General features: G+C 69.3%; 18 protein-coding genes, 1 tRNA gene and 2 pseudogenes. 17 read left to right on the forward strand and 4 right to left on the reverse strand.

From position 1 onward, the window contains the following. Both FHR38_RS00005 and FHR38_RS00010 read left to right on the forward strand, forming a co-directional pair. Positions 1-809 (forward strand): mandelate racemase/muconate lactonizing enzyme family protein (locus FHR38_RS00005; protein ID WP_184531632.1); only part of this gene is annotated, 809 nt, incomplete at its 5' end. Between the two features lie 71 nt (positions 810-880). After that, entirely contained in the window at positions 881-2,926 is a 2,046-nt protein-coding gene (locus FHR38_RS00010; RefSeq protein ID WP_184531635.1) for an NACHT domain-containing protein, read from the forward strand. Between the two features lie 48 nt (positions 2,927-2,974). On the opposite strand, the gene FHR38_RS00015 is transcribed toward FHR38_RS00010, so the two are convergent. Both FHR38_RS00015 and FHR38_RS00020 read right to left on the reverse strand, forming a co-directional pair. Next, positions 2,975-3,523 (reverse strand): carbohydrate ABC transporter permease, encoded by a 549-nt coding sequence (locus tag FHR38_RS00015; RefSeq protein WP_184531637.1) that lies wholly within the window; start codon positions 3,521-3,523, stop codon positions 2,975-2,977. Positions 3,524-3,602: 79 nt separating this feature from the next. Next, positions 3,603-4,067: a type 2 periplasmic-binding domain-containing protein gene (locus FHR38_RS00020; protein WP_184531639.1), complete on the reverse strand. Its 465-nt coding sequence runs from the start codon at positions 4,065-4,067 to the stop codon at positions 3,603-3,605. A 17-nt stretch (positions 4,068-4,084) separates the two neighbouring features. On the opposite strand from FHR38_RS00020, the gene FHR38_RS00025 reads away from it, so the two are divergent. Both FHR38_RS00025 and FHR38_RS00030 read left to right on the forward strand, forming a co-directional pair. Further along, positions 4,085-4,363, forward strand: coding sequence for an amidohydrolase family protein (locus FHR38_RS00025; RefSeq protein WP_184531641.1), 279 nt, complete (start codon positions 4,085-4,087; stop codon positions 4,361-4,363). Between the two features lie 69 nt (positions 4,364-4,432). Beyond that, complete coding sequence (locus tag FHR38_RS00030) at positions 4,433-6,109, forward strand: sensor histidine kinase (RefSeq protein ID WP_376771454.1); 1,677 nt, start codon at positions 4,433-4,435, stop codon at positions 6,107-6,109. Positions 6,110-6,213: 104 nt separating this feature from the next. Here the strand turns inward: FHR38_RS00030 and FHR38_RS00035 are convergent, their stop codons facing one another. After that, complete coding sequence (locus tag FHR38_RS00035; protein ID WP_184531643.1) at positions 6,214-6,852, reverse strand: response regulator; 639 nt, start codon at positions 6,850-6,852, stop codon at positions 6,214-6,216. Between the two features lie 222 nt (positions 6,853-7,074). Here FHR38_RS00035 and FHR38_RS00040 point away from each other — a divergent pair, with 222 nt between their 5' ends. The 10 genes and pseudogenes from FHR38_RS00040 to FHR38_RS33685 form a co-directional block, all read left to right on the forward strand. Continuing rightward, positions 7,075-8,070 carry an Acg family FMN-binding oxidoreductase gene (locus FHR38_RS00040; RefSeq protein WP_184531645.1) on the forward strand — a complete coding sequence of 332 codons (996 nt, stop codon included), beginning with the start codon at positions 7,075-7,077 and terminating at the stop codon, positions 8,068-8,070. 11 nt (positions 8,071-8,081) lie between these two features. After that, positions 8,082-8,945, forward strand: a complete 864-nt coding sequence (locus FHR38_RS00045) for a universal stress protein (RefSeq protein WP_184531647.1) — start codon at positions 8,082-8,084, stop codon at positions 8,943-8,945. Next, a pseudogene (locus FHR38_RS00050) lies at positions 8,942-9,898 on the forward strand (Acg family FMN-binding oxidoreductase); the annotation flags it as partial. The gene FHR38_RS00045 and the pseudogene FHR38_RS00050, both read left to right, overlap by 4 nt. 222 nt (positions 9,899-10,120) lie before the next feature. After that, positions 10,121-10,684: a hypothetical protein gene (locus FHR38_RS00055; protein ID WP_376771362.1), complete on the forward strand. Its 564-nt coding sequence runs from the start codon at positions 10,121-10,123 to the stop codon at positions 10,682-10,684. Between the two features lie 178 nt (positions 10,685-10,862). Continuing rightward, positions 10,863-11,228 (forward strand): ArsR/SmtB family transcription factor, encoded by a 366-nt coding sequence (locus tag FHR38_RS00060; RefSeq protein WP_184531649.1) that lies wholly within the window; start codon positions 10,863-10,865, stop codon positions 11,226-11,228. Then, on the forward strand, positions 11,225-12,895 hold the full coding sequence (locus FHR38_RS00065; RefSeq protein ID WP_184531650.1) for a SulP family inorganic anion transporter: 1,671 nt from the start codon (positions 11,225-11,227) through the stop codon (positions 12,893-12,895). Before FHR38_RS00060 ends, FHR38_RS00065 begins: the two co-directional genes overlap by 4 nt. A gap of 28 nt (positions 12,896-12,923) precedes the next feature. Further along, on the forward strand, positions 12,924-14,012 hold the full coding sequence (locus FHR38_RS00070; protein WP_184531651.1) for an NAD-dependent epimerase/dehydratase family protein: 1,089 nt from the start codon (positions 12,924-12,926) through the stop codon (positions 14,010-14,012). Between the two features lie 294 nt (positions 14,013-14,306). Then, entirely contained in the window at positions 14,307-15,347 is a 1,041-nt protein-coding gene (locus FHR38_RS00075; protein ID WP_184531652.1) for a peptidoglycan-binding domain-containing protein, read from the forward strand. A gap of 169 nt (positions 15,348-15,516) precedes the next feature. Beyond that, positions 15,517-15,600, forward strand: a tRNA-Leu gene (locus FHR38_RS00080). A 270-nt stretch (positions 15,601-15,870) separates the two neighbouring features. Then, a pseudogene (locus FHR38_RS33685) lies at positions 15,871-15,969 on the forward strand (cyclic-phosphate processing receiver domain-containing protein); the annotation flags it as partial. Between the two features lie 111 nt (positions 15,970-16,080). Here the strand turns inward: FHR38_RS33685 and FHR38_RS00085 are convergent. Continuing rightward, positions 16,081-16,335, reverse strand: a complete 255-nt coding sequence (locus FHR38_RS00085; protein WP_184531654.1) for a hypothetical protein — start codon at positions 16,333-16,335, stop codon at positions 16,081-16,083. Between the two features lie 946 nt (positions 16,336-17,281). On the opposite strand from FHR38_RS00085, the gene FHR38_RS00090 reads away from it, so the two are divergent. The 3 genes from FHR38_RS00090 to FHR38_RS00100 all read left to right on the forward strand — a co-directional run bounded on the left by FHR38_RS00090 (position 17,282) and on the right by FHR38_RS00100 (position 20,855). Further along, positions 17,282-19,291: a DUF8224 domain-containing phage-derived protein gene (locus tag FHR38_RS00090; protein WP_184539021.1), complete on the forward strand. Its 2,010-nt coding sequence runs from the start codon at positions 17,282-17,284 to the stop codon at positions 19,289-19,291. A 32-nt stretch (positions 19,292-19,323) separates the two neighbouring features. Continuing rightward, on the forward strand, positions 19,324-19,719 hold the full coding sequence (locus FHR38_RS00095) for a hypothetical protein (RefSeq protein ID WP_184531656.1): 396 nt from the start codon (positions 19,324-19,326) through the stop codon (positions 19,717-19,719). A 251-nt stretch (positions 19,720-19,970) separates the two neighbouring features. Then, entirely contained in the window at positions 19,971-20,855 is an 885-nt protein-coding gene (locus FHR38_RS00100) for a DUF1963 domain-containing protein (RefSeq protein WP_184531658.1), read from the forward strand. Positions 20,856-21,035: the final 180 nt, after the last annotated feature.

Raw genomic sequence — 21,035 nt, forward strand, 5'->3', positions numbered from 1 at the left:
TCCGGGACCGGATCCGGCTGCATCTGCTGCTGCCCGGTACCGGCGCGGAAGCGCTCGCCAGCCAGGCCACGGCGGCGGTCGCGGACGGCTTCACCGCAGTCAAGTTCGACCCGCTACCCGCCGACTACGGCGACGTCTCGCTGGCCCGGCTGGTGGCCGAGACCGAGGCCGCCACGGCGGCCGTACGCGACACCGTCGGCCGGGACGTCGACCTGCTCGTCGAACTGCACCGCAAGCTCACCCCGTTGCAGGCCGAGGCGGTCATTCCCGCCCTGGGTCGACACCATCCCCTGCTGGTCGAGGACCCGATCCAGATCGACAGCATCAGCAGCCAGGCGGAGGTCGCCCGCCGGGCCCTCGGCGTGCCGGTCGCCAACGGCGAACGGCTACACACCATCTGGGAGTTCAAGGAACTACTGGCCCAGGGCGGTGCGCAGTATGTCCGACCGGACATCGGGCTGGCCGGCGGGCTCAGCCACTGCCGGAAGATCGCCGCGCTGGCCGAGGCACACCACAGCGCGGTGGTCACCCACAACTGCCTCGGCCCACTGCTCACCATGGCCTCGGTCCACCTCGACGCAACCATCCCCAACTTCGTGGTGCAGGGGTACTCGCCGCTGGACGACCAACTCGCCGACGGGCCAGCCCGCGCCTGTGGCCGGCGCGAGGGGGGCTTCCTGCCGCTGCCGCAGGAGCCGGGCCTGGGCGTCACCCTCGACCTCGACGGGGCGGCACCGCTGGACCTGACCGGCCGGCCGCTGACCCGGATCCCGCTGCGCGCCGACGGGTCCGTGGCGTACGCCGTCTAGCGGCGCGACCAACCGACGACTGCCGGATTGACGACATTCCCTCGCCGCGCCCCGCACGGCAGGATGAGCGGGTGCGGACAGGCGCGGGTCGTCGATGGGTGTGGACGCTGGTCGCGGTGGGAGCACTGACCGCGGTGGCCGGCTTTCTCTACCTGGCCTTCCATCCATCGGCGCGACTGGACAGCGCGGACAAGGCCGCGAGCGTGATGTTCGGCTCTGCCGGCTTCCTCGTGGCCACCGTGTCGTTGTACCTGGCCCTGCGCCCCGTCCAGGTCGACCCCGAGACCGGCCTGGTCCGGGCCCAGGAGGCCCTCGCCCGTCAGGTCGCCCGGCAGTGGGAACGCGAATCCGCCGCACGCGGGCTGACCCGTCCGGACCCGCTGCCGGTCCGCTGGGCGATCACCAGCCGCCCCGTAACCGCCCGTCAGGCCACGACCGGCCGCACCACCCGTCGGCGGCCCGGCCCACCGACGCGGGGTGACGTGACCACCCTGGCCGCCACCTGGCGTCGGATGCCCGCCGGCCAACTGGTGGTCCTGGGCGCACCGGGGTCCGGCAAGACCTCGAGCGCGGCGCTGCTCGTCCGCGACCTGCTGACCGACCGGCATGCCGGGGAACCGGTCCCGGTGCTGGTGCCGCTGGCCGGCTGGACTCCGGCCGAGCACCTCGACACCTGGTTGGCCCGCCGACTGGCCACCGATTACCCCGTCCTCACCGACACCGCCGCATACGCTCCGCGAGCCCCCGGCCGCCTGGTCGAACGCCGCCTCGTGCTCCCGGTGCTCGACGGACTCGACGAACTTCCGACCGAATTGCACTCGTCAGCGCTGGCCGCCATCAACGCCACGTTTGCCGACCGGCCCTGGGTGCTCACCTGCCGGTCCACCGAGTACGCGGCCGCGGTGACCGCCGTCGGCGCTCCACTGGCCCGCGCGGCGGTGATCGAGCTGTCCCCGTTGACCGCCACCGAACTGGCTGACTACCTTCCCGCCGCCCAACTCGACGGCCCGGCCCGATGGGCACCCGTACTCGCCGCACTACGGGCATCCCCGGCCGGTCCACTGGCCGCCGTACTCTCCACCCCGCTGAACGCCTACCTGGCCCGCACCGCGTACGCCGTACCCGGCTCCGACCCCACGGCGCTGCTGTCCCCGGCCGAGCCCGCCGAGCTGGAAGCTCACCTGCTGGCCAGTTACCTGCCGGCCCTCTATCCGGCCGTACCACCGCCGACCGCTCCCGGTGATCGGCCCACCCCGGCCTACGCCGCCTCACAGGCCGCCCGCTGGTTCCGGTATCTCGCCCGCCACCTGGACCAACGCGGCACGCGCAACCTGGCCTGGTGGGACCTGATCACCGCACTGCCCAGCCGGACACTTGCGACGCTGGTGGGGCTGACCGTCGGGCTGGCCTGCCTACTGTTGTTCGCACTCTCCGACACCCCCACGCTCGGCCCGAGGATGGGGGCAGTCCTGGCGGTGATCGTCTACCTGGACGTATCACTCACCGTGGCCCGCCCGCACCACCTCGCCCTCCGGCTCAAAAGCTTCACCCCGGTGCTGGCCACGGCGGTCGCCGCTGGCGTCGCCTGTGGAGCCGCCGCCAGTCAGATCCCCGGCATGGGCCGGGGCAGCGCGCTCTCCCTCGGACTGGGTCTGGCCATCGGCCTGGGTGTCCGATGGGGTAAGCCCGCTCCGACATCCGCGCTCATCGACCCGACGGAGTCGATGCGGATGGAACGCGGGCTACTGCTCACCTCGGCGCTGGTCGGCGGAGCAGTCGGCGCCGTCCTCTATGGCCTGCTCGGCGGGCTGCCGGCCCTCCAGCGGGCCGTCGGGCCGCTCGGCCCGGGCGGACGGCTCCTCGCCGGGTTCGCGATAGGGGTCATGCTCGGCACGACCGTGGCACTCATGGCACGCATCGGACGCCTCTGGGTGGGATTCGTGGTGGCCCGGGGCTGGCTGACCGTCCGACGGCGGCTGCCATGGCGGCTGATGCCGTTCCTGCACGACGCGCACCGACGCGGTGTACTGCGGCAGGTGGGCGCGCAGTACCAGTTCCGGCACGCCCGGCTCCAGCAGTATCTGGCGGGTACGGACGGTACGACCGGGCCGACGTAGTCATCCCGACCCTGCTGCCCGCCCCGAGCCCGAAGAAGCTCCACAGGGTCACGGCGACCAGTGAGTAGAGCGCGCTGTAGCGTCCGTTGAGCCATTCGATCGCCAGCGGTTCGAGGCCCACTCCGCGCAGCATCGCGTTGAGCGGTCCGTCCGGGGCGAGGATCTGCCGAAACATGATGCCGACCACGATCGGCGCGATGGTGTACGGGATGAAGTAGACCGCCCGGAACAGCTTCCAGCCGGGGTCCGCTGGTGGATGAGCAGTGCCAGTACCAGCGGCAGCACGATCCACAGGGGCAGGGTGGCGACCACCAGCAACGCGTTGCGGAAGCTCGCCAGCACCATCGAGTCGTCGAGCATCCGGGTGTAGTTGTCGGCGCCCGCAAACGACGAGCCGTCGAAGCCGTTGGACGACTCCAGGCTGGTGACCACGCCCCGGCCGAGCGGCACCAGTTTGAAGGTGACGGCGAGTGCGACGGTCGGTAGCACCAGCGCGGCACCGAGCCACCATTCCCGTACCCGGTGGGCGCGGGCCGCCGGGTGGCCCGGACGCTCGCGTGGCGTCGCCCGGACGGTTTCAACCGCCGGCTCGGTCACCGGCGGGTTGAAATCGACATGGGGTTCCCTCCGGCCGTTGCCGGGTGGGGCGGCATCGTCGGCGCCCCACCCGGCAGGCTCACTTGCCCTGCTTCTTGGTCGGGCTACGCTCCAGCGCCTGCTGCATCTGCTCGGCCCACTTCTCGACGGTGAGCTGGCCGAGGGTGACCTGCTGCCAGCCCCGGGCCAGGGCGTCGGTCTCCGGGCCGGAGAGCATCACACCGGAGTGCAGGGTGGGCTGGGCGACCAGTTCCTGGATCTTCTGGAACGACGGCGAGGTGGGCAGCAGCGCCTTGTCGACGTTCTTGTTCAACGGCTGGCCCTTGCCGTACCTGACCCAGAGTTCGCCGTTCTCCTTACCGGCCAGCCAGGTGATGAACTCCAGCCCGGCCTGCTTCTTCTTGCTCCACTTGGTCACGCCGTAGACGGCACCCTCGATGCCGGAGAACTTCTGGGCCAGCGGCGCGTTCGGGTTGATGGCCGGCCACCGGGTCACGCCCAGGTTCTCGTCACCGATCGCCTTGCCGAACGCCTCCCAGTTCACCCCTGCCGCACGTCGGGGTGAAGATCTCCGGCCTGTACGCGGTCAGCCAACCCGCGCACGCCTATCCGCACGACTCGGCGGTGCCGTTCCTGGCGGTACTGCTGGACCGGTTCGGGCCGAATCGGCTTTACTGGGGGTCGGACTTCGCGCCCAGCCTGGACGAGGTCTCCTTCCGACAGACCCTCGACCTCCCCACCCTGGCTGGGCTGGGCTGGCCGAACCCGAGCGGGCCGCGATCCTCGGCGGCAACCTGCAGCGCGTCCTCGGCCCCAGGCCCGACCCGGTCCGACGGGTAGCATCGGCGGGTGACCTCTGATGCCACCCCGCCCGCGGGCGACCCGCACCGGGAGAGCCCGTCCCTCGGGCTGACCCCGCTGTCCCGGGTACGGCTCGACGAACTCCTGCAGGAGATGCTCGACCGCGTCGGCCAGGTGATGGCCAGCCGGGAACGGCTCCGCGCGCTGCTGGACGCCGTCGTCGGCATCGGCACCGACCTCGACCTGCACAGCACACTGCGTCGGATCGTCGAGGCCGCATGCGACCTGGCCGGCGCCCGCTACGGCGCGCTGGGGGTCATCGGTCCAGACCGGCAGCTCACCGAGTTCATCACCCACGGCATCCCGCCCGAGGCCCATGCCGCCATCGGTGACCCGCCGCACGGTCGTGGGGTGCTCGGCCTGCTGATCGCCGATCCCCGCCCCGTCCGGATGCCGGACATCACCCAGCATCCGCAGTCCTACGGATTCCCGCCGAACCACCCACCGATGCACAGCTTCCTCGGGGTGCCGCTACGCATCCGGGAGCACGTCTTCGGCAACCTCTATCTCGCCGACAAACAGGGCGCACGGGAATTCACCGAGGACGACGAGGAGATCGTGGTGGCGCTCGCCGCCGCGGCCGGGGTGGCGATCGAGAACGCCCGGCTCTACGCCGTCGCCCACCGGCGGGAACGCTGGCTCGCCGCCGCCGCCGAGATCACGGGCGTGCTGCTCGGCGAGGTACGCCGTACCGACGCGCTCACCCTGATCGCCCGCCGGGCCCGCCAGGTGGCCGAGGCCGACCTGGCGCTGGTGCTGCTCTACGACGAGGACGCCGAACAGCTCACCGTCGAGGTGGTCGACTCCGCCGAGGGCCGCTCACCCCGCCTGCTCGGCACCGTCCTGCCCGCCGAGGAGACCGCCTTCGCCGACTCGGTGACCCACCAACGCCACACGGTGATCGAGAGCCTCGCCAAGGCGGCGCCCTGGCCGGTGTCGGTGACCGCCGGACCGGCCGTGGTCTCGCCACTGGCCGCCGGCGACCAGCTCTCCGGCATCCTGGTGGTGGCACACGCCGACGGTAAGGCCCTGCCCAGCGACGACGACGTACCGCTGCTGGCCAGCTTCGCCGGTCAGGCCGCCCTAGCCCTGGAGCGGGCCCGGGCTCAGGAGGAACGCGAGTTGCTCGCCGTCCTGGAGGACCGGGAGCGAATCGCCCGGGACCTGCACGACGTCGTCATCCAGCGGCTCTTCGCCACCGGTCTGCAGTTGCAGAGCGCCGTCCCGCTGGGCAACCGACCCGAGGTGGTGACCAAGCGGATCAACGCCGCCGTGGACGACCTCGACTCCACCATCCGCGACATCCGCCGGGCCATTTTCGAACTGCGTACGCCGATGAGCGCCGCGCTGCGCACCGAGATCCGTGACGCCGTCGACGCGGCGGCCGGGGCCCTGGGCTTCCGTCCCGTCCTGGAACTGGTCGGTCCGATCGACAGCGCGGTGCCCGACACGGTCCGCCCCGATCTGCTCGCCGTGCTCCGGGAGGCGCTGTCCAACGCCGTCCGGCATGCCCAGGCGGAGAAGGTCACGGTGGGTGTGCAGGTCGACGGTGGTCGGCTGACCCTGACGGTGACCGACGACGGGATCGGCACCGACCCCCACCAGGCACGGGGTGGCCTGGTCAACCTACGGGAACGCGCGGCCGGGCACGACGGGACGTTCGAGATCCGCCGGGCCGAGCCGCGCGGGACGGCACTGTGCTGGAGCGTGCCGCTGCGCGACTGATCCGGGCGTCGGACCGCCCGGCCGCTCGCCGATCAGTGCCGCTCGCCGAGCAGCCGACTGCGTGCCGATCAGTGCCGCTCGCCGAGCAGCCGACTGCGTGCCGATCAGTGCCGATCGCCGAGCAGCCGGGTGGCCAACACCGCCGCCTGGGTACGCCGTTCCAGGCCGAGCTTGGCCAGCAGGCTGGAGACGTAGTTCTTCACCGTCTTCTCGGCCAGGAACATCTTGCCGGCGATCTCCCGGTTGGTCAGCCCTTCGGCGACATACTCCAGGATCCGCCGCTCCTGCTCGGTGAGCGACTTCAGCTCGCGGGGCTCCTCCACGCCGCTGCGGATGCGTTCGAGGACCCGCCGGGTGACCGCCGGGTCGAGCATCGACTGCCCGGAGGCGACCCGGCGCACCGCGTCGACCAGGTCCGTGCCCCGGATCTGCTTCAACACATAGCCGGCGGCCCCGGCCATGATCGCGGCGAAGAGCGCCTCGTCGTCCTCGTATGAGGTGAGGATCAGGCCGGCTATCGACGAGTCGACCGCGCGGATGTCCCGGCACACGTCGATTCCGTTGCCGTCGGGCAGCCGCGCGTCGAGGATCGCCACGTCCGGACGGAGCGCGGGGATGAGCCGGGTCGCCTCCTGCGCGGAGCCCGACTCGCCGACCACCTCGATGTCGCCGGCGCTCTGCAGCAGGTCGGCCAGGCCACGGCGGACCACCTCATGGTCGTCGAGCAGGAAGACGCGGATCATGCCATTGTTTCTACCTGACAACGGCCACGATCGCACAGGGCCGAAGGTCCCGGCCCCTCGATCCGCCGCCGCGAGGGCATGCCGGCAGAGCCGCGAGACGTGGTCAACCGGCCGCAGCTGCACCATAGGGGTAGGTATGCCCCACCGGTTCGGGACGTCCGGCCCTGTCAGGCTGGTCACATCTTGGGCAACCTGGAGTCCTGAGCATCGAGGAGGCGTCCGATGACTGGTAACACCGTACCGCCCTCCGCCGACGTCCCTGCGGCGCTGGCGGAGGCGGCGCGCCAGGCGCTGCGCGCACCGTCGGTGTTCAACTCGCAGCCATGGCGCTGGTGGGTTGGGCGGGACGCGCTGGAACTGTTCGCCGACCGGAGCCGGCAGTTGGCCGTGACCGATCCGGAGGGGCGACTGTTCATGGTCAGCTGCGGAGCTGCCCTGCACCATGCGCGGGTCGCGCTGGGTGCCGCCGGGTTCCGGGTCGAGGTGGCCCGCTTCCCCGACCCGGCCGACCCCGACCTGCTCGCCACCCTCCGGATCGTCGACCGGCAGCCCCCACTCGACGGGGAGGTACGGCTGCGCGAGGCCATCCCTCGGCGACGCACCGACCGGCGCGCCTTCGACACGCAACCGGTGCCGGCCGAGATGCTCGACCGACTACACCGCGTGGTCGAGGAGAACGAAGCCCACCTGCACGTCGTACGGCCGGACCAGATGCCGATGCTCGCCGTGGCGACCGCCCAGGCGGCAGCCAGTGAACTGGTCGACCCGGCCTACCGGGCCGAACTGATCCGGTGGACCAATCGACCGCCGTGGAGCGGCGACGGGGTACCCGCCAGCACCGCCGTGCGGCAGGGCCCGCGTCGGGTTCCGGTGCGCGACTACGCCCTCGACGGCCGGGCCGGGCTGGAGGTGGGCGAGGGCACCGACCGGGGTGCGACGTACGCCGTGCTGTTCGGCGCCACCGACGAGCCGGCGTCCTGGCTCCGGGCGGGTGAGGCGCTCTCCGCGCTGCTGCTGACCGCGACGGCCGAGGGGCTGTCGGCGGCACCGCTCAGTGATCCGATCGAGTTGGACTGGCCCCGGCAACTGATGCGGGACCTGCTCGCCGGCCTCGGCGAGCCGTACCTGGTTCTCCGGGTGGGACTGCCCGCCATCACAGACGAACTGCCTCCGGTGCCGCGTCGCGACCCGGACGAGGTCATCGGGTTTTCCGGCTAGGAGGTGGCCGAGTGCGACCGATCATCACGGTGGGGGTCGGCGGTAGCGGCGGATGGTCGGCGCTGGCCTGGGCGACCGAGCAGGCCGCCGCCACCCGCGCCAAACTGGTCCTGTGCCATGTCTGCCCGCCCGGTTCGGCGTTGGCCGACCGGCGTTCGGGCACCCCGATCCGACTGTTGGAACTCTTCGACCCGGCGTTGGCTCGGGCGGTGGCGAGCACCCGTACCCGGCTGGGTGATGCCCGAGTCCGGTTGCGTCTGTTGCCCGGCGACCCTGGTGACGTGCTGCTGGCCAACGCCCGCGACGCGGACCTACTGGTGATCGGCCCGTCCGGACGAACAAGCGTCGATGGCACGGCAGGCCTGGCCCACCGGGTGGCCACCCGGGCACCCTGCACGGTGGTGGTCGCGCGGCCGGTCAGCCCCGGGACGGATGCCCCCTTCGCCGGTCACGTGGTGGTAGGCGTGGACCCGACCATCGCCGGTCACGCGGCGTTGGAATTCGGCTTCCGCTACGCCGACACACATCGGCTGCCCCTGGCTGCGGTCCGGGTCACGCCGGTCGGGCAGCAGCCCACCGACCCGGCCGACCTGGCGCTGCTCGCCACCGAGGTCGATCCATGGCTGCACAAGTTTCCAGACGTACCGGTGCGATCGACGGAGTACGTCGGTGACCCCGGACCCGACCTGCTACGCGTGGCCACCGGGGCACGGCTGCTGGTCGTCGGCGACCACGGTCGGGAAGTACCGCCCCCGGTCGGATCCCCGTGGGCTCCGGTCACCCCGTTGGGCGAGGTCAGCGGCAGCGTCATCGAGCGCGCCGGCTGTCCCGTCGCCGTCGTACCCGGGTGGGAGCGACCAGGAGGCAGAAAATGAGCGACTCCGCCTACACCATCGCCGACCTGCGCGCCGCCGTTTCCGCCGCGGGTCGGGCGCCGTCGGTACACAACACCCAGCCGTGGCGGTTCCGGCTCCGGGATGGTGGCATCGAGGTGCTGGTCGACCCGCAGCGACGGCTGCCGGTGACCGACCCCACCGGCTGGGCCGCCCGTCTCAGTTGCGGCGCGGCGGTGTTCAACCTCCGGCTCGCGCTGGCGGTCGCCGGCACCCCCGCACAGGTACGGGTCCGGCCGTATCCCGAGGAGCCCGATGTGGTGGCCCGGCTGACCCCCGACCGGCCCCGGCCGCCCACCCCGGTCGACCAGAAGCTGTACGCGGCCATCGCGCGGCGGCACAGCAACCGGGCACCGTTCTGGGCGAATCCGGTACCCGCCGAGGCCCGTTGGCGGTTGATCGAGGCTGCCCGGGACGAGGGCGCCTGGCTGGACCTGATCATCGGTACGCCAGCCGTGAACGCCTTCGCCGAGATCGCCAACAGCGCCAACCGGGTGCTCAACCGCGACCCCCGCTACCGGGCGGAGATGGCCCGCTGGGTCCGGTACGAGCACGCTGTCGACGGGGTGCCGGTCACCTCGGGCGGGCCGATCGCCGAGTCTCAGGACCTGCTGCCCCAGCGGCCGTTCGGAGTGCACACCCGGGCACCCGGCCGGGACTTCGAGCCGGAACCGCTGGTCGCCGTGCTCGGCTCCCCCGGTGACTCGGCCGGTGACCAGATCACCGCCGGCCAGGCGATGCAACGGGTGCTGCTCACCGCCACCGACGCGGGACTGGCGGTGTCCCTGCTGTCCCAACCGGTGGAGGTGCCCGCCGCCCGGGAACAGTTGCGCCTGGCCTTGGGCCGGTTCGGCGCACCGCAGATCGTCATGCGGATCGGGTACGGCCAGCCTGGCTGGCCCACGCCGCGCCGGGACATCGACGAGCTGATCGACGAGGCGGAGTCCACTGCGGAGGAGCCTGTTCTGGCATCGACTGTGGAGGCCGACAGTGCGCGTCGATCTCGCCCCGAAGGGTGTGTCGCCGGTGGACCTGACGGGTACGGGTCCAAGGTCCCAACCGACCATTGACCGCCGACCCTAGAGCCGGACCTGGTCGAACACGTTAACTAGAGATAGCTCCTCCCAGGGAGCACCCCGATAATCCCGGGAAAGGACGTGGAGACGATGACCGCGCTGACCGAGCGGCCCACCACCCGGACGACAACCACCCCGACCCCCGCCGAGACCACTCGGCAGAAGGCCACCCGCTACGTCTGGGCCGCCGTCCGGCTGGCCCTGGGCTGGACCTTCGTGTGGGCGTTCCTGGACAAGACGTTCGGACTCGGCCACAGCACCGAAGCCAAGGCGGCCTGGATCAACGGTGGTCACCCCACCGAGGGCTTCCTCAAGTTCGGTGCCGAAGGCCCGTTCAAGGGCTTCTACAACGGCATCGCCGGCGCCGCCTGGGCCGACTGGCTGTTCATGCTCGGCCTCGCCGCCATCGGCACGGCCCTGCTGCTCGGCATCGGTCTCCGCGTCGCGGCGGTCGCCGGTGGCCTGCTCTACGTGATGATGTGGACCGCCGTCCTGCCCCCGGAGAACAACCCCTTCCTGGACGACCACCTCATCAACGCGATGGTGCTCGCGGGCCTGGCCCTGGTGGGCGCGGGCAACACCCTGGGCCTGGGTCGGCTCTGGGCACGCCTGCCACTGGTGCAGCGGATGCCCTGGCTGAAGTAGTCGCCGCACCATCGGGCGGGTCGGGCGAATACGCCCGACCCGCCCCTTTCGTTGTGCGAGGGCCCCGGGGCCGATAGCGATGTCTCAACCACCCCTCCCCCCGGCGGCATGGTGGTACGCGTCACAGTTCGCCACCCCGCCCCCGGTTGACGACTTGAAGACATCTTCAATTCATCAAATGATGGTTCCGCTGTACCAGGCCAAGGCAGAGTTCTTCCGGATGCTGGGCCACCCGGTACGAATCCGGGTGCTGGAGCTGCTGGGTGAGGGGCCGAAGCAGGTCCGGGAGTTGCTCGCCGAGATAGACATCGAGGCATCGAGCCTGTCCCAGCAGCTGGCGGTGCTGCGCCGGGCCGGCATCGTCCACTCCACCCGGGACGGCGCCACCGTCACCTACACGCTGGCCGGGCCAGACGTGGCCGATCTCATGCGGGCGGCCCGGCGCATCCTGACCGAGATGCTGACCGGCCAGGCCGAACTCCTCGGCGCGCTGCGTGACACCGCCGAGCCCGCCCCCGTCGACCGGCTGCCGGCCGAACGATGACACCCGCGCTGACCGCCGTACGCCGGCTCATGCCCACCCGGGCAGACTGGTTGGCGATGCGTCGCCAGCCCGGCCGGAACCTGCTCGCCGGATTGACGGTGGCGATCGTCGCGCTGCCGCTGGCGCTCGGGTTCGGCGTCGCGTCCGGCCTCGGGGCGGCTGCGGGACTGGCTACCGCGATCGTCGCCGGCGGCCTCGCCGCCCTCTTCGGCGGGTCAAATCTTCAGGTCTCCGGCCCGACCGGGGCGATGACCGTGGTGCTCGTGCCGATCGTCGCCGCGTACGGCCCCGGCGGTGTGCTGACCGTGGGCCTGCTCGCGGGAGTGATCCTGGTGGTGCTGGCCTTCGCCAAGGCCGGCCGATACGTGCGCTACGTGCCCGCTCCGGTGATCGAGGGGTTCACCGCCGGCATCGCGGCGGTGATCCTGCTCCAGCAGGTGCCCGCCGCCCTCGGAGTGACCGCACAGGGCGAGCGGGTAACAGCGGGTGCCTGGCACGCCGTGGTCGAATTCGTCCACCAGCCGCGCTGGCCCGCCCTGCTGCTCACCATCGCCGTCACGGTGATCATGCTGATCGGGGCGCGGTGGCGCCCTGCGGTTCCGTTCTCCCTGCTGGCCGTGGCCGCAGCCACCATCGCGACCGTCGTCTTCCGACTGCCGGTGGCCCCGATCGGCGCGCTGCCCGCAACACTGCCCAGCCCGTCGCTGGACTTCCTGGAACTGGCCGCCGTGCCGATGCTGGCCACCTCCGCGGTGGCGGTGGCCGCCCTGGCGGCGTTGGAGAGCCTGCTGTCGGCCACAGTCGCCGACGGTATGACCGTCGGGCAGCGCCACGACCCGGACCGGGAACTGTTCGGGCAGGGAGTGGCGAACCTGGTCACCCCGCTCTTCGGCGGGGTGCCGGCGACCGCGGCGATCGCCCGCACCGCGGTCAACGTACGGTCCGGTGCCGGTTCCCGCCTGGCCGCACTGACCCACTCGCTCGTCCTCGCCCTGGTCCTGCTGGTTGCCGCGCCCCTGGTCGCCAAGATCCCGCTTGCCGCGCTCGCGGGCGTGCTGGTCGCTACCGCGATCCGGATGGTCGAGGTCGGCTCGCTCACCGCGCTGGCCCGCGCTTCCCGCTCCGACGCGGTGGTCATCGCGCTCACCATGATCGCCACCCTGCTGCTGGACCTGGTGGCCGCCGTCCTCATCGGAATGGCCGTCGCCGGCGCGCTCGCCCTCCGCAAGATCGCCAATTCGGTACGGCTGGACCAGGTGCCGCTGGACGAAGGCGACCACCACCTGGAGGAACTGGACCTGCTGGCCGACCACATCGTGGCCTACCGGCTGGACGGTCCGTTGTTCTTCGCCGCCGCGCACCGCTTCCTGCTCGAACTGTCCGAGGTCGCGGACGTGCGGGTGGTGATCCTTCGAATGTCCCGGGTATCCGCCATCGACTCGTCCGGCGCGATCGTGTTACGGGACGCGATCGAGCGGCTGCAGCGGCGGGGCATCGTCGTCCACCTCTCCGGGATCCGGTCCGAACACCGCCGGACTCTCGACGTGCTCGGTGTCCTGGAGCCGCTCGACGCCCAGGACAGGATCTTCACCGACACCCCTGCGGCAATCGCCGCAGCCCGCCTACATCTGCGCGGCGCCGGCATCCTGGCAGCCGCCCAAGAATGAACCGGGCAGCTGCGGGTAACGGTCAGCAATGCCAGACCGCAGGTCAGCCGAGTCCCGCCCCTCGGACGGTGTCAAGGTCGTGGTGGTGGGTGCCACCGGCAACGTCGGGACCAGCGTGGTCCATGCGCTCAGCCAGGACCCCGAGGTGAGGTCGATAGTCGGGGTGGCCCGTCGACGACCGCGCTGGAGCGCTCCCCGCACCCAGTGGGTGGCCGCCGACATCGTCGACGCGGATCTGGTCGGGCTCTTCCAAGGAGCGGATGTCGTCATCCACCTGGCCTGGCTCTTCCAGCCCACCCACCGACCGCTGACGACGTGGCGCACCAATGTCGAGGGCGGTAGCCGGGTCTTCGAGGCGGTCGTCCGGGCTGGCGTGCCAGCCCTCGTCTACGCCTCCTCGGTAGGCGCCTACTCCCCCGGCCCCAAGGACCGCGCGGTCGACGAGAGTTGGCCGACGAACGGCTGGCCGACCGCGTCCTACACCCGAGAGAAGGCGTATCTGGAACGGGCCCTCGACGCCGTCGAGTACGCCAACCCGCAGGTACGGGTGGTACGACTACGTCCGGGTTTCATCTTCAAACAGGAGTCCGCCAGCCAGCAGCGGCGGCTGTTCGTCGGGCCGCTGCTGCCGAACCGGCTCGTCCGGCCCGGCATGGTGCCGATCATGCCGGACCTGCCCGGTCTGCGGTTCCAGGCGGTGCACTCAGCCGACGCCGCCGAGGCGTACCGGCTGGCCGCGCTGCGCGACGTGCGGGGCGCGTTCAACGTCGCCGCCGAACCGGTGGTGGACGCGCACCTGCTCGCCGACTGCCTGCGCGCTCGCACTGTACGGATGCCCAGCGGACCGGTACGGGCGGCGCTGGCCGCCGCCTGGCACCTGCGGCTGGTCCCCGCGTCACCGCACCTGCTCGACGCCGTGCTGCGGGTACCGATCATGGATGTCAGCCGCGCCCGGAACGAGTTGGGCTGGACGCCTCGGCACAGTGCCCGCGAGGCGATCGAGGAGTTCCTACGCGGCCTACGCGAGGGGTCGGGCATGTCGACGCCGCCCCTGGCAGCGCGCCTGCCCGGCGGCCGGGTGCACGAACTCGGCACCGGTACCGGCATCCATCCGTGACCGGTCCTCCGCCCCTAGCGCTCGGGCACTCCCAGCATCGTGCGAAAGCCGAGAATTTTTCGCCGCTCGTGTGACAACCGGTGTCCCTGACGCGGGGTGCCACGCCCCGGTCGGCGCGACCGGCCAACCTGTTCGCCAGCGCTGCTGCCAGGAACCTGACTATCGCTTGTAGCACCGCCGCTGCGCAGGTCATCGTCGTCGACATAACACCCGGCACGCCACCCGTTAGTCCATATAGGACCTCCAAGTTCGACGAGCGAACGGGTGAGTGCTCTTGACGCTCAGGAGAAGACCATGGAAACGACGATCGACATCGTCGAGGCGGACGTCACCCACTTCGGTGAGGACGACGATCCGGAGACCTTCATCGGCGATGAGATCGAATACGACCTCGGGATCGGCGAGGATCCGCCCGGAGAGGAAATTCCGGAGGGGCCGCCCACTCCCCCGGAACCGCCCAGCCTGCTTCCCGCCGTACACCTCGCGCCGACCCTGAAGGTGCTGCGCGACGAGATCAACGCCCGATGGCCCAAGCGCGACCGGGCCTCGGACGGCTGGATCGGTGACGCCGCCCACCAGAAAAGCAAATCGGACCACAATCCGGACGCGGACAACCGATCGGTCAACGCACTGGACGTCGACAAGGACGGGATCGACCCGTCACTGGTGATCCGCAAATGCATCGCCCACCCGTCGACCGAGTACGTGATCTACAACCGGACCATCTGGAGCCGCAGCCGAAGCTTCAAGTCAGCCCGCTACACCGGCTCCAACCCGCACGACAAGCACCTACATGTCAGCGTCGGACACTCGGCAACCCGCGAGCGCAGCACCCGGGGCTGGGGCATCGCCAACGCGGCCGTACCGAAGCTGGGCGACCGGACCCTGACCAAGGGCTGCACCGGCAGCGATGTGCGGGAACTGCAGAATCTGGCCAACAAGCTCGGCGCGAAACTCGTCGTCGACGGCGACCTCGGCGCCAAGACCGATGCCTGGATCCGAAGCTTCCAGAAGTCCAAGAAGCTCGCGGTCGACGGCGTGGTGGGCTTGAAGACCATCGCCGCCCTCCGCGCCGCCACGACCCCAGCCGTACCCATCTCCCAGCCGGCAAAGGCGAAGCCTGGCTCCCGCACCCTCCGCCGCGGCATGACCGGCGAGGACGTCTCCTTCGTCCAACGCTGGATCGGTGAGCGGCGGTGCGGCAAGCCGAACGGTGAGTTCAACCCTCAGACCGAGGCAGGGGTCCGCTGGTATCAGCGGATGCAGGGGCTCGCCGACGACGGAATCGTCGGCCCACTCACCTGGGGCAAGATGCGGGTGAAAGTCACGTACTGATTTGTGAGCAAATGTCCGGCCCGCTCCGCGCCGCACAGCGCTTAGGCGAGGCAGCGGGCCGGCGATTTCCCATGATCCACGATCGCCGTGTACAGTAAGCCCCCGAGCGACCCACCAGGGCCCAGCCGATGAGAAAGCGTTGGGCGGGCCAGGTAAGGTTGCCGGGTAAGTCCGGGTGGCGGAATGGCAGACGCGCTAGCTTGAGGTGCTAGTGCCCGTATAGGGCGTGGGGGTTCAAGTCCCCCCTCGGACACGTATTGTTACCCCACAGTAATCAGCGTCAGGCTCAGCCTCGACGCTGATTTTGTTTTGACCTGGGTCGTACGCGAGGGCGAGTCGTAGCTCGCGGTAGACGCTGCTTTTGGCCTTGCCGTCGGCGTCCCGCAGGGTGTCACGGATGTCATCGAAGCTGCCAATGATGCGTCGGATGTCGTCCGCGGCGAGGCGGCGGGGTGCCTGGTCTTGCGCTGCTGCTTTGTTGCGTTGCGCGACGGCAGTAGCTCATTGGGCGTTGACCTCGGCCGGCGCCGCGAAGATCGCCCAGGTCTTACGGCACTGGGGATATCGCGTCCACGTCGCGTCGGGCTCTACAGACGTCGGCTATCTCGACGGCCCCGCGTGAGCTGACCAGCTCGAACGCGGCCGCCCGACAGCCGTCACACTCGGACGGCGGCATGTGCGTGCACGTGATCTCGTATGTCTGCGAGGGCGCATCCGGAGGTACGTTCCGCTATCAGGAAGATTGGTTTCCGATTGCTGGGGGCAGCGGTTGGTTGCGTCCCACGGCCTTGACCCGTGCCCGATCGCCGTTGAAGTCCGGGTCGAGGCGGTCGGCCAGACAGGACCGGTGCGCGGCGAACGACGCACACCCTGGTCCCTCACTGCTGCGCACATCGACGGTGACGCCGTCGCCGCCGGGGCTGAGGATCGTGAGCTGGCCGCAGTATCCGCACGGCCAGCCGAACTTACGCAGGTCCGCAGCATGCATCGTAAGGCGGATCCAGACAGGCGGGTGGCACCGGCTGATCTCCTGGACGACCGCGTCGACCTGCTCGCCGACTGGCGGGTACTCCGCAGGCAGTGCCCGGGCGAGCCCGACGGGCTGTCGATGACGCTGGTGTCGACCGACGCCTGGTACTGCTCGTACCTTCGCGTCGCGGCAGCGACGGCGAGGACGATCCGTGCACCGACCTGCGGGACGACTTCCAGGAAACCGGTCTGCACATATTCCTGACCAACGAGGACCTAGGGGTCACTGCCGCATCATCTCGTCGCTGGACCTTCGCGCCGACAGAAACCCGCCAGAGCTGCGCCCTCTGGCTTCCGAGGTGCTCCGCATCGCCCACGCTCCCCCCGACGACACCATCGTCGCCCAGATCCGGAGCGGTGTCTGACCATGCCGGATTCGCTCGCTCGTCGACAGTCTCGCGCTGTGAGCAGCTGGCATCGCTGTCACGCCGTGTGACGCTCCGATCGCGGCATGAGCGAGCACCTGATCAAGCGCGCGTTCACACGGTCCCTCGGTGCGAGCCTGGCGTGCTTGAGAAGATGTTCGAGATCCCTACTCGGGTCAGGTATCAGGCGTCCTTCGCGATCTCGGCATGTAGTTCGAGCGCGAGGACATCGGTCTCCTCGCAGTAGTCGGCGGAGTTGTTGGTGACGAGGAAAGTCATCATGCGGAGCATGCCCCTACTACCCAGGCCTGCCGGTGCCCGGGAAGGCAACCACGGCGTGAGCCGGGATCTGCTCAACGGAGCCATCGGCCAACTGGCGGAACTGCTGACCGCCGGCTCGGCACCCTACCGCCGTACGCGGATCCGGTCGACTGACCGCCGGCCACCGGCGCCCGTCCTGGACCGTGCGGACAGCCGGAAATGCGTTTCTCCGATTGCAGGCACTCCATAGGATCTCCAGTGATCAAGGAGGATGACACAGTGGGCGATTTCCAGCAGTTCGTAACGGATGTAACTATACGTCTGTCCACGATGTCCAAGGGCGAGTTGTACGTCGTCGGCGACGGACTCGACCGGGACTCACTCTGGCTCATCTTTCTCGATTCCTTCCCCGCCGGCACCAATCTCCGGTTCCGCGAGCGGTCCGAGTACGACTGCTCGACCTGCCGCGGGTTCATCAAGAGCTTCGGTAACATCGTCGAGATCCACAACGGACAGGTTCGCTCCGTCTGGTCCGGGGTGTCTGCATCCGACCCGGTCTTCTCCGTCGTCGCCGCCGCAATGGACGAATTCGTCAGTGCGTTGCCCTTGTCCACCATTTTCCGGTCCACCGAGGCGCAGTACGGGACGAGGACAACCCGGACGCTGCGCGACGGCCAGGTCGAGGTGTGGCACCACCTGCACGGCCGGGTGGAAAATCGGCATCGCATCAAAGACGTCGGCGCGGCACGGGGCACCTTCGACGCCGCGGTGCAGGTGTTCCAGCGTGGCCTGGCCGAGCTGACCCAGCACGCTCTGGACACCGTCGTCGACCTCATCGACGACAACGCCCTCTACCGCGGCACGGAGCATCGTCGGGCGGTGACCGAGTTCCGGTCACTGCAGAACCGGTGGACGAAGGCAACCGACGGACAGTCCTTCATTTTCGCCAACGCCATGAACCCGGCGGCCCGGTTCCGCAACACGGTGATCGGCACCCTCGTCCAGGATCTGTCCGCAGGCGTCGACCTGGAGCAGGCGGTCCGGTCGTTCGAGACGAAGGTGGCACCGCAGAATTACCAGCGCCCCACGGCGTTGATCACCCCGGCCATGGTCAAGGCTGCCATGAAGACCATCGACGAGTTGGGCATCGAGGAGTCGTTGCAGCGACGGTTCGCCCGGCTGTCCGACGTGTCGGTCACCAACGTGCTATGGGTCGACAACGACACACAGTCGCGAATGAAGGACGGCATCGAAGGGCTGCTCATGCAGGCGGCCACCACGAAGTCGGCAGGTGCGCGCCTTCGTGACGCGAAGCCGGAGGAGATTCCCGTGGTCACCTTCATGAAAGACATCCTGCCTGGCGCCGCGACCATCGACCTGTGGGTCGCCAACAGCCACGAACCGCACTTCGTCAGTCTCACCACCGGCCGGCACCCGGCCGCCCCGCGGCTGTTCACCTGGGACAACGATTTCGGCTGGTCCTACAACGGCAACGTCACCGACTCGATCAGGGAGAAGGTCAAGCGGGCCGGCGGCAACGTCACCGGCAAGCTGCGGGTGAGCCTGTCCTGGTTCAACCACGACGACCTCGACCTGCACGTGTTCGAACCCAACGGTGACCACATCTGGTACAAGGACAAACGCAACAAGCTGGACGTCGACATGAACGCGGGCGGGACGTTCTCGCGCGAGCCGGTGGAGAACGTCACCTGGACCGACAACGTCCCCAACGGCGAGTACCGGATCGAGGTGAACCAGTTCAACAAGCGGGAAAGCACCGAGGTCGGCTTCGTGATCGAGACCGAGAGCAACGGGAAAATCGAGCATTACAGCCACGAGCGGGCGGTCGGCCACAAGGAGACCGTCGACGTGGGCCGGATGACGGTCGCCGACGAGGTGATCACCGCTTTCCGGCCGGGTAAGGACATGCAGCCGGGCACCGCAGGCAAGGACCTGTGGGGAATCACCACCGAACACTTCGTGCCGGTGTCCACCATCATGTACTCGCCGAACTACTTCGACGACGGCGAGGTCGGCAACCGCCACTACCTCTTCATCCTGAAAGGGTGCGTGAACGACCAGCCGACCCGGGGAATCTACAACGAGTTCCTCCGCGGCGACCTGCAACCGCACCGCAAGGTGTTCGAGGTTCTCGGCGATCGCACCAAGTGCGAGCCGTCCCCGGATCAGTTGTCCGGCCTCGGCTTCAGCTCCACGGTCCGCAGCTCTGTGGTCGCCAAGGTGACCATGACCGACGGCCGGCGCCACCTCATCAGTATCCAGTTCTGATTCCCTACCCAGAAAATCTGAGAGAGGCCATCGTGACCATTTTCGAAAAGGCCACGCGGGAGAAATTCCGCTACCCGTCGGCCAAGGGACTGCTGACCACGGAACAGCTGTGGGAGCTTCCGCTGACCGCCAAGTCCGGCTTCAGCCTCGACGACGTGGCCAAGGCGGTCAACGCCGAACTCAAGGCCATCGACACCGAGTCGTTCGTGGCCACCGAGACCAATCCGGCCAAGGCAACCTTGGAGACCAAGTTGGAGGTCGTCAAGCACGTCATCGCCACCCGCCTCGCGGAGGACCAGTCGGCGAAGGCAGCGGCAGCCAGGAAACTGGAGAAGGAAAAGCTGCTGGCAGTCCTGGGCCGCAAGCAGGACGCGGTCCTGGAAAACCTGACCGAGGCAGAGCTGCTGGCCCGAATCAACAACCTGTAGCCCGCTGACAATCAGCGCCTGCCAGCAGGCCCGCACATCGCCGAGAAGTACGGTCGCCATGCAAGACATGCGCGACCAGGCCGGCGCACACGGCCACTTCTCGGCGAACTCACATCGGTACAACAGCGAGCGCGACGCCCTCTCATCGGCGGTTCCGAACGTCCGATCGGCGGCAGCGATGCCGACGACAGCGCGTGCGGGCCGTGGGGCACCCGGTCGCCGGGCTCACCCTCGTGGCACCATGTTGCGCTATGGATCATCAGGGGCAGCTTCGTCGTGCAGCGCTCGCGTTGGGCATCCCGGCCGACGAGGTCAGCCGGTTCATCCAGCACCTCCGTTTGTCGATCCGGTTGAGCGGAGGATCCAGCGGTGTTCCGGTCGGGCAGTTCGGTGGGTTGCCCCGGCTGCCGGTGGGCATGGACTGGCCGTCCGACGGGGTCAGTCCGTTGCCGTTCATCTTCTCGGTCGACTGTGCGGCACTGCCAAGAGTCGACGGCTTCGGCCTGCCGGCAGACGGCTCGCTGCTGTTCTTCCTGGACCACGAGCAGGCCGCTGCCACCGGGGAGCGGAGGTACGGGCAAGTGGTGTATGTGCCGGCCGGTGCCGATACCGAGGTGGCGGCAGGATCCACCGGCCACGCGTTCGTCGACAGGCAGTACGACGTCGGCGCCACGCTGCGCGCGGAGTTCCCCGATTGGTTCGGGGCGGACGAGGACGACGAGGACGAGGAGGACGACCTGTCGCCCTTCCGGCAGCAGTTGGCCCGTGACCTCGAGCATGACCTGCCGCACCTTGACGAACTCTGTGCTCTGGCCAACGATCTCTGGCCGCCTGACAACGGGTACGCCAGCGCCTATATCGGCGGGTATGCCGACAAGGAGGTAATCAAGAGTATTGCGGAGCAAACCCTCGCGTGGCGTGAGAAGACCGGCGAGATCGTCATCCCGGTCGCGAAATGGTATTCCCATGTGGAGAAGGAGACGCACCGGCTGACGATTGAGTGGGTGTCGCTCGCCCGCTTTCCCGTAGATAACGAGTTCTACTACCGGAGCGATGGGAGTTTCGTGATCCGTCACGACGACCTGACCGCTGGTCGGCTGGACAAGGCGCTTTCCGTGGCTGAGTTGATCCCATAGAACACCGGCGGCGGATACGGCCACCATCTGCGTTGCCGGCGATGGCGACGCCAGATGCTGGGCCACTATTGCCGAAGTGTCGGCTCTTTACACACCGGTGCCGACCGCTGCGGTACTCAGATTGTCGAGATCCGCGTGGTACCAGGTGGATCGGATGAAGGCGTGCAACTCCTCGCCTCG

The organism is Micromonospora polyrhachis (genome assembly GCF_014203835.1).
Lineage (GTDB): Bacteria > Actinomycetota > Actinomycetes > Mycobacteriales > Micromonosporaceae > Micromonospora_H > Micromonospora_H polyrhachis.

Bases quoted from the DNA above. Each gene is read 5' to 3' on its own strand.
- FHR38_RS00035 (WP_184531643.1), bottom strand. From the start codon at position 6,852: ATGATCCGCGTCTTCCTGCTCGACGACCATGAGGTGGTCCGCCGTGGC.
- FHR38_RS00040 (WP_184531645.1), top strand. From the start codon at position 7,075: ATGACTGGTAACACCGTACCGCCCTCCGCCGACGTCCCTGCGGCGCTG.
- FHR38_RS00060 (WP_184531649.1), top strand. From the start codon at position 10,863: ATGATGGTTCCGCTGTACCAGGCCAAGGCAGAGTTCTTCCGGATGCTG.
- FHR38_RS00065 (WP_184531650.1), top strand. From the start codon at position 11,225: ATGACACCCGCGCTGACCGCCGTACGCCGGCTCATGCCCACCCGGGCA.
- FHR38_RS00070 (WP_184531651.1), top strand. From the start codon at position 12,924: ATGCCAGACCGCAGGTCAGCCGAGTCCCGCCCCTCGGACGGTGTCAAG.
- FHR38_RS00075 (WP_184531652.1), top strand. From the start codon at position 14,307: ATGGAAACGACGATCGACATCGTCGAGGCGGACGTCACCCACTTCGGT.
- FHR38_RS00085 (WP_184531654.1), bottom strand. From the start codon at position 16,335: ATGCATGCTGCGGACCTGCGTAAGTTCGGCTGGCCGTGCGGATACTGC.
- FHR38_RS00100 (WP_184531658.1), top strand. From the start codon at position 19,971: ATGGATCATCAGGGGCAGCTTCGTCGTGCAGCGCTCGCGTTGGGCATC.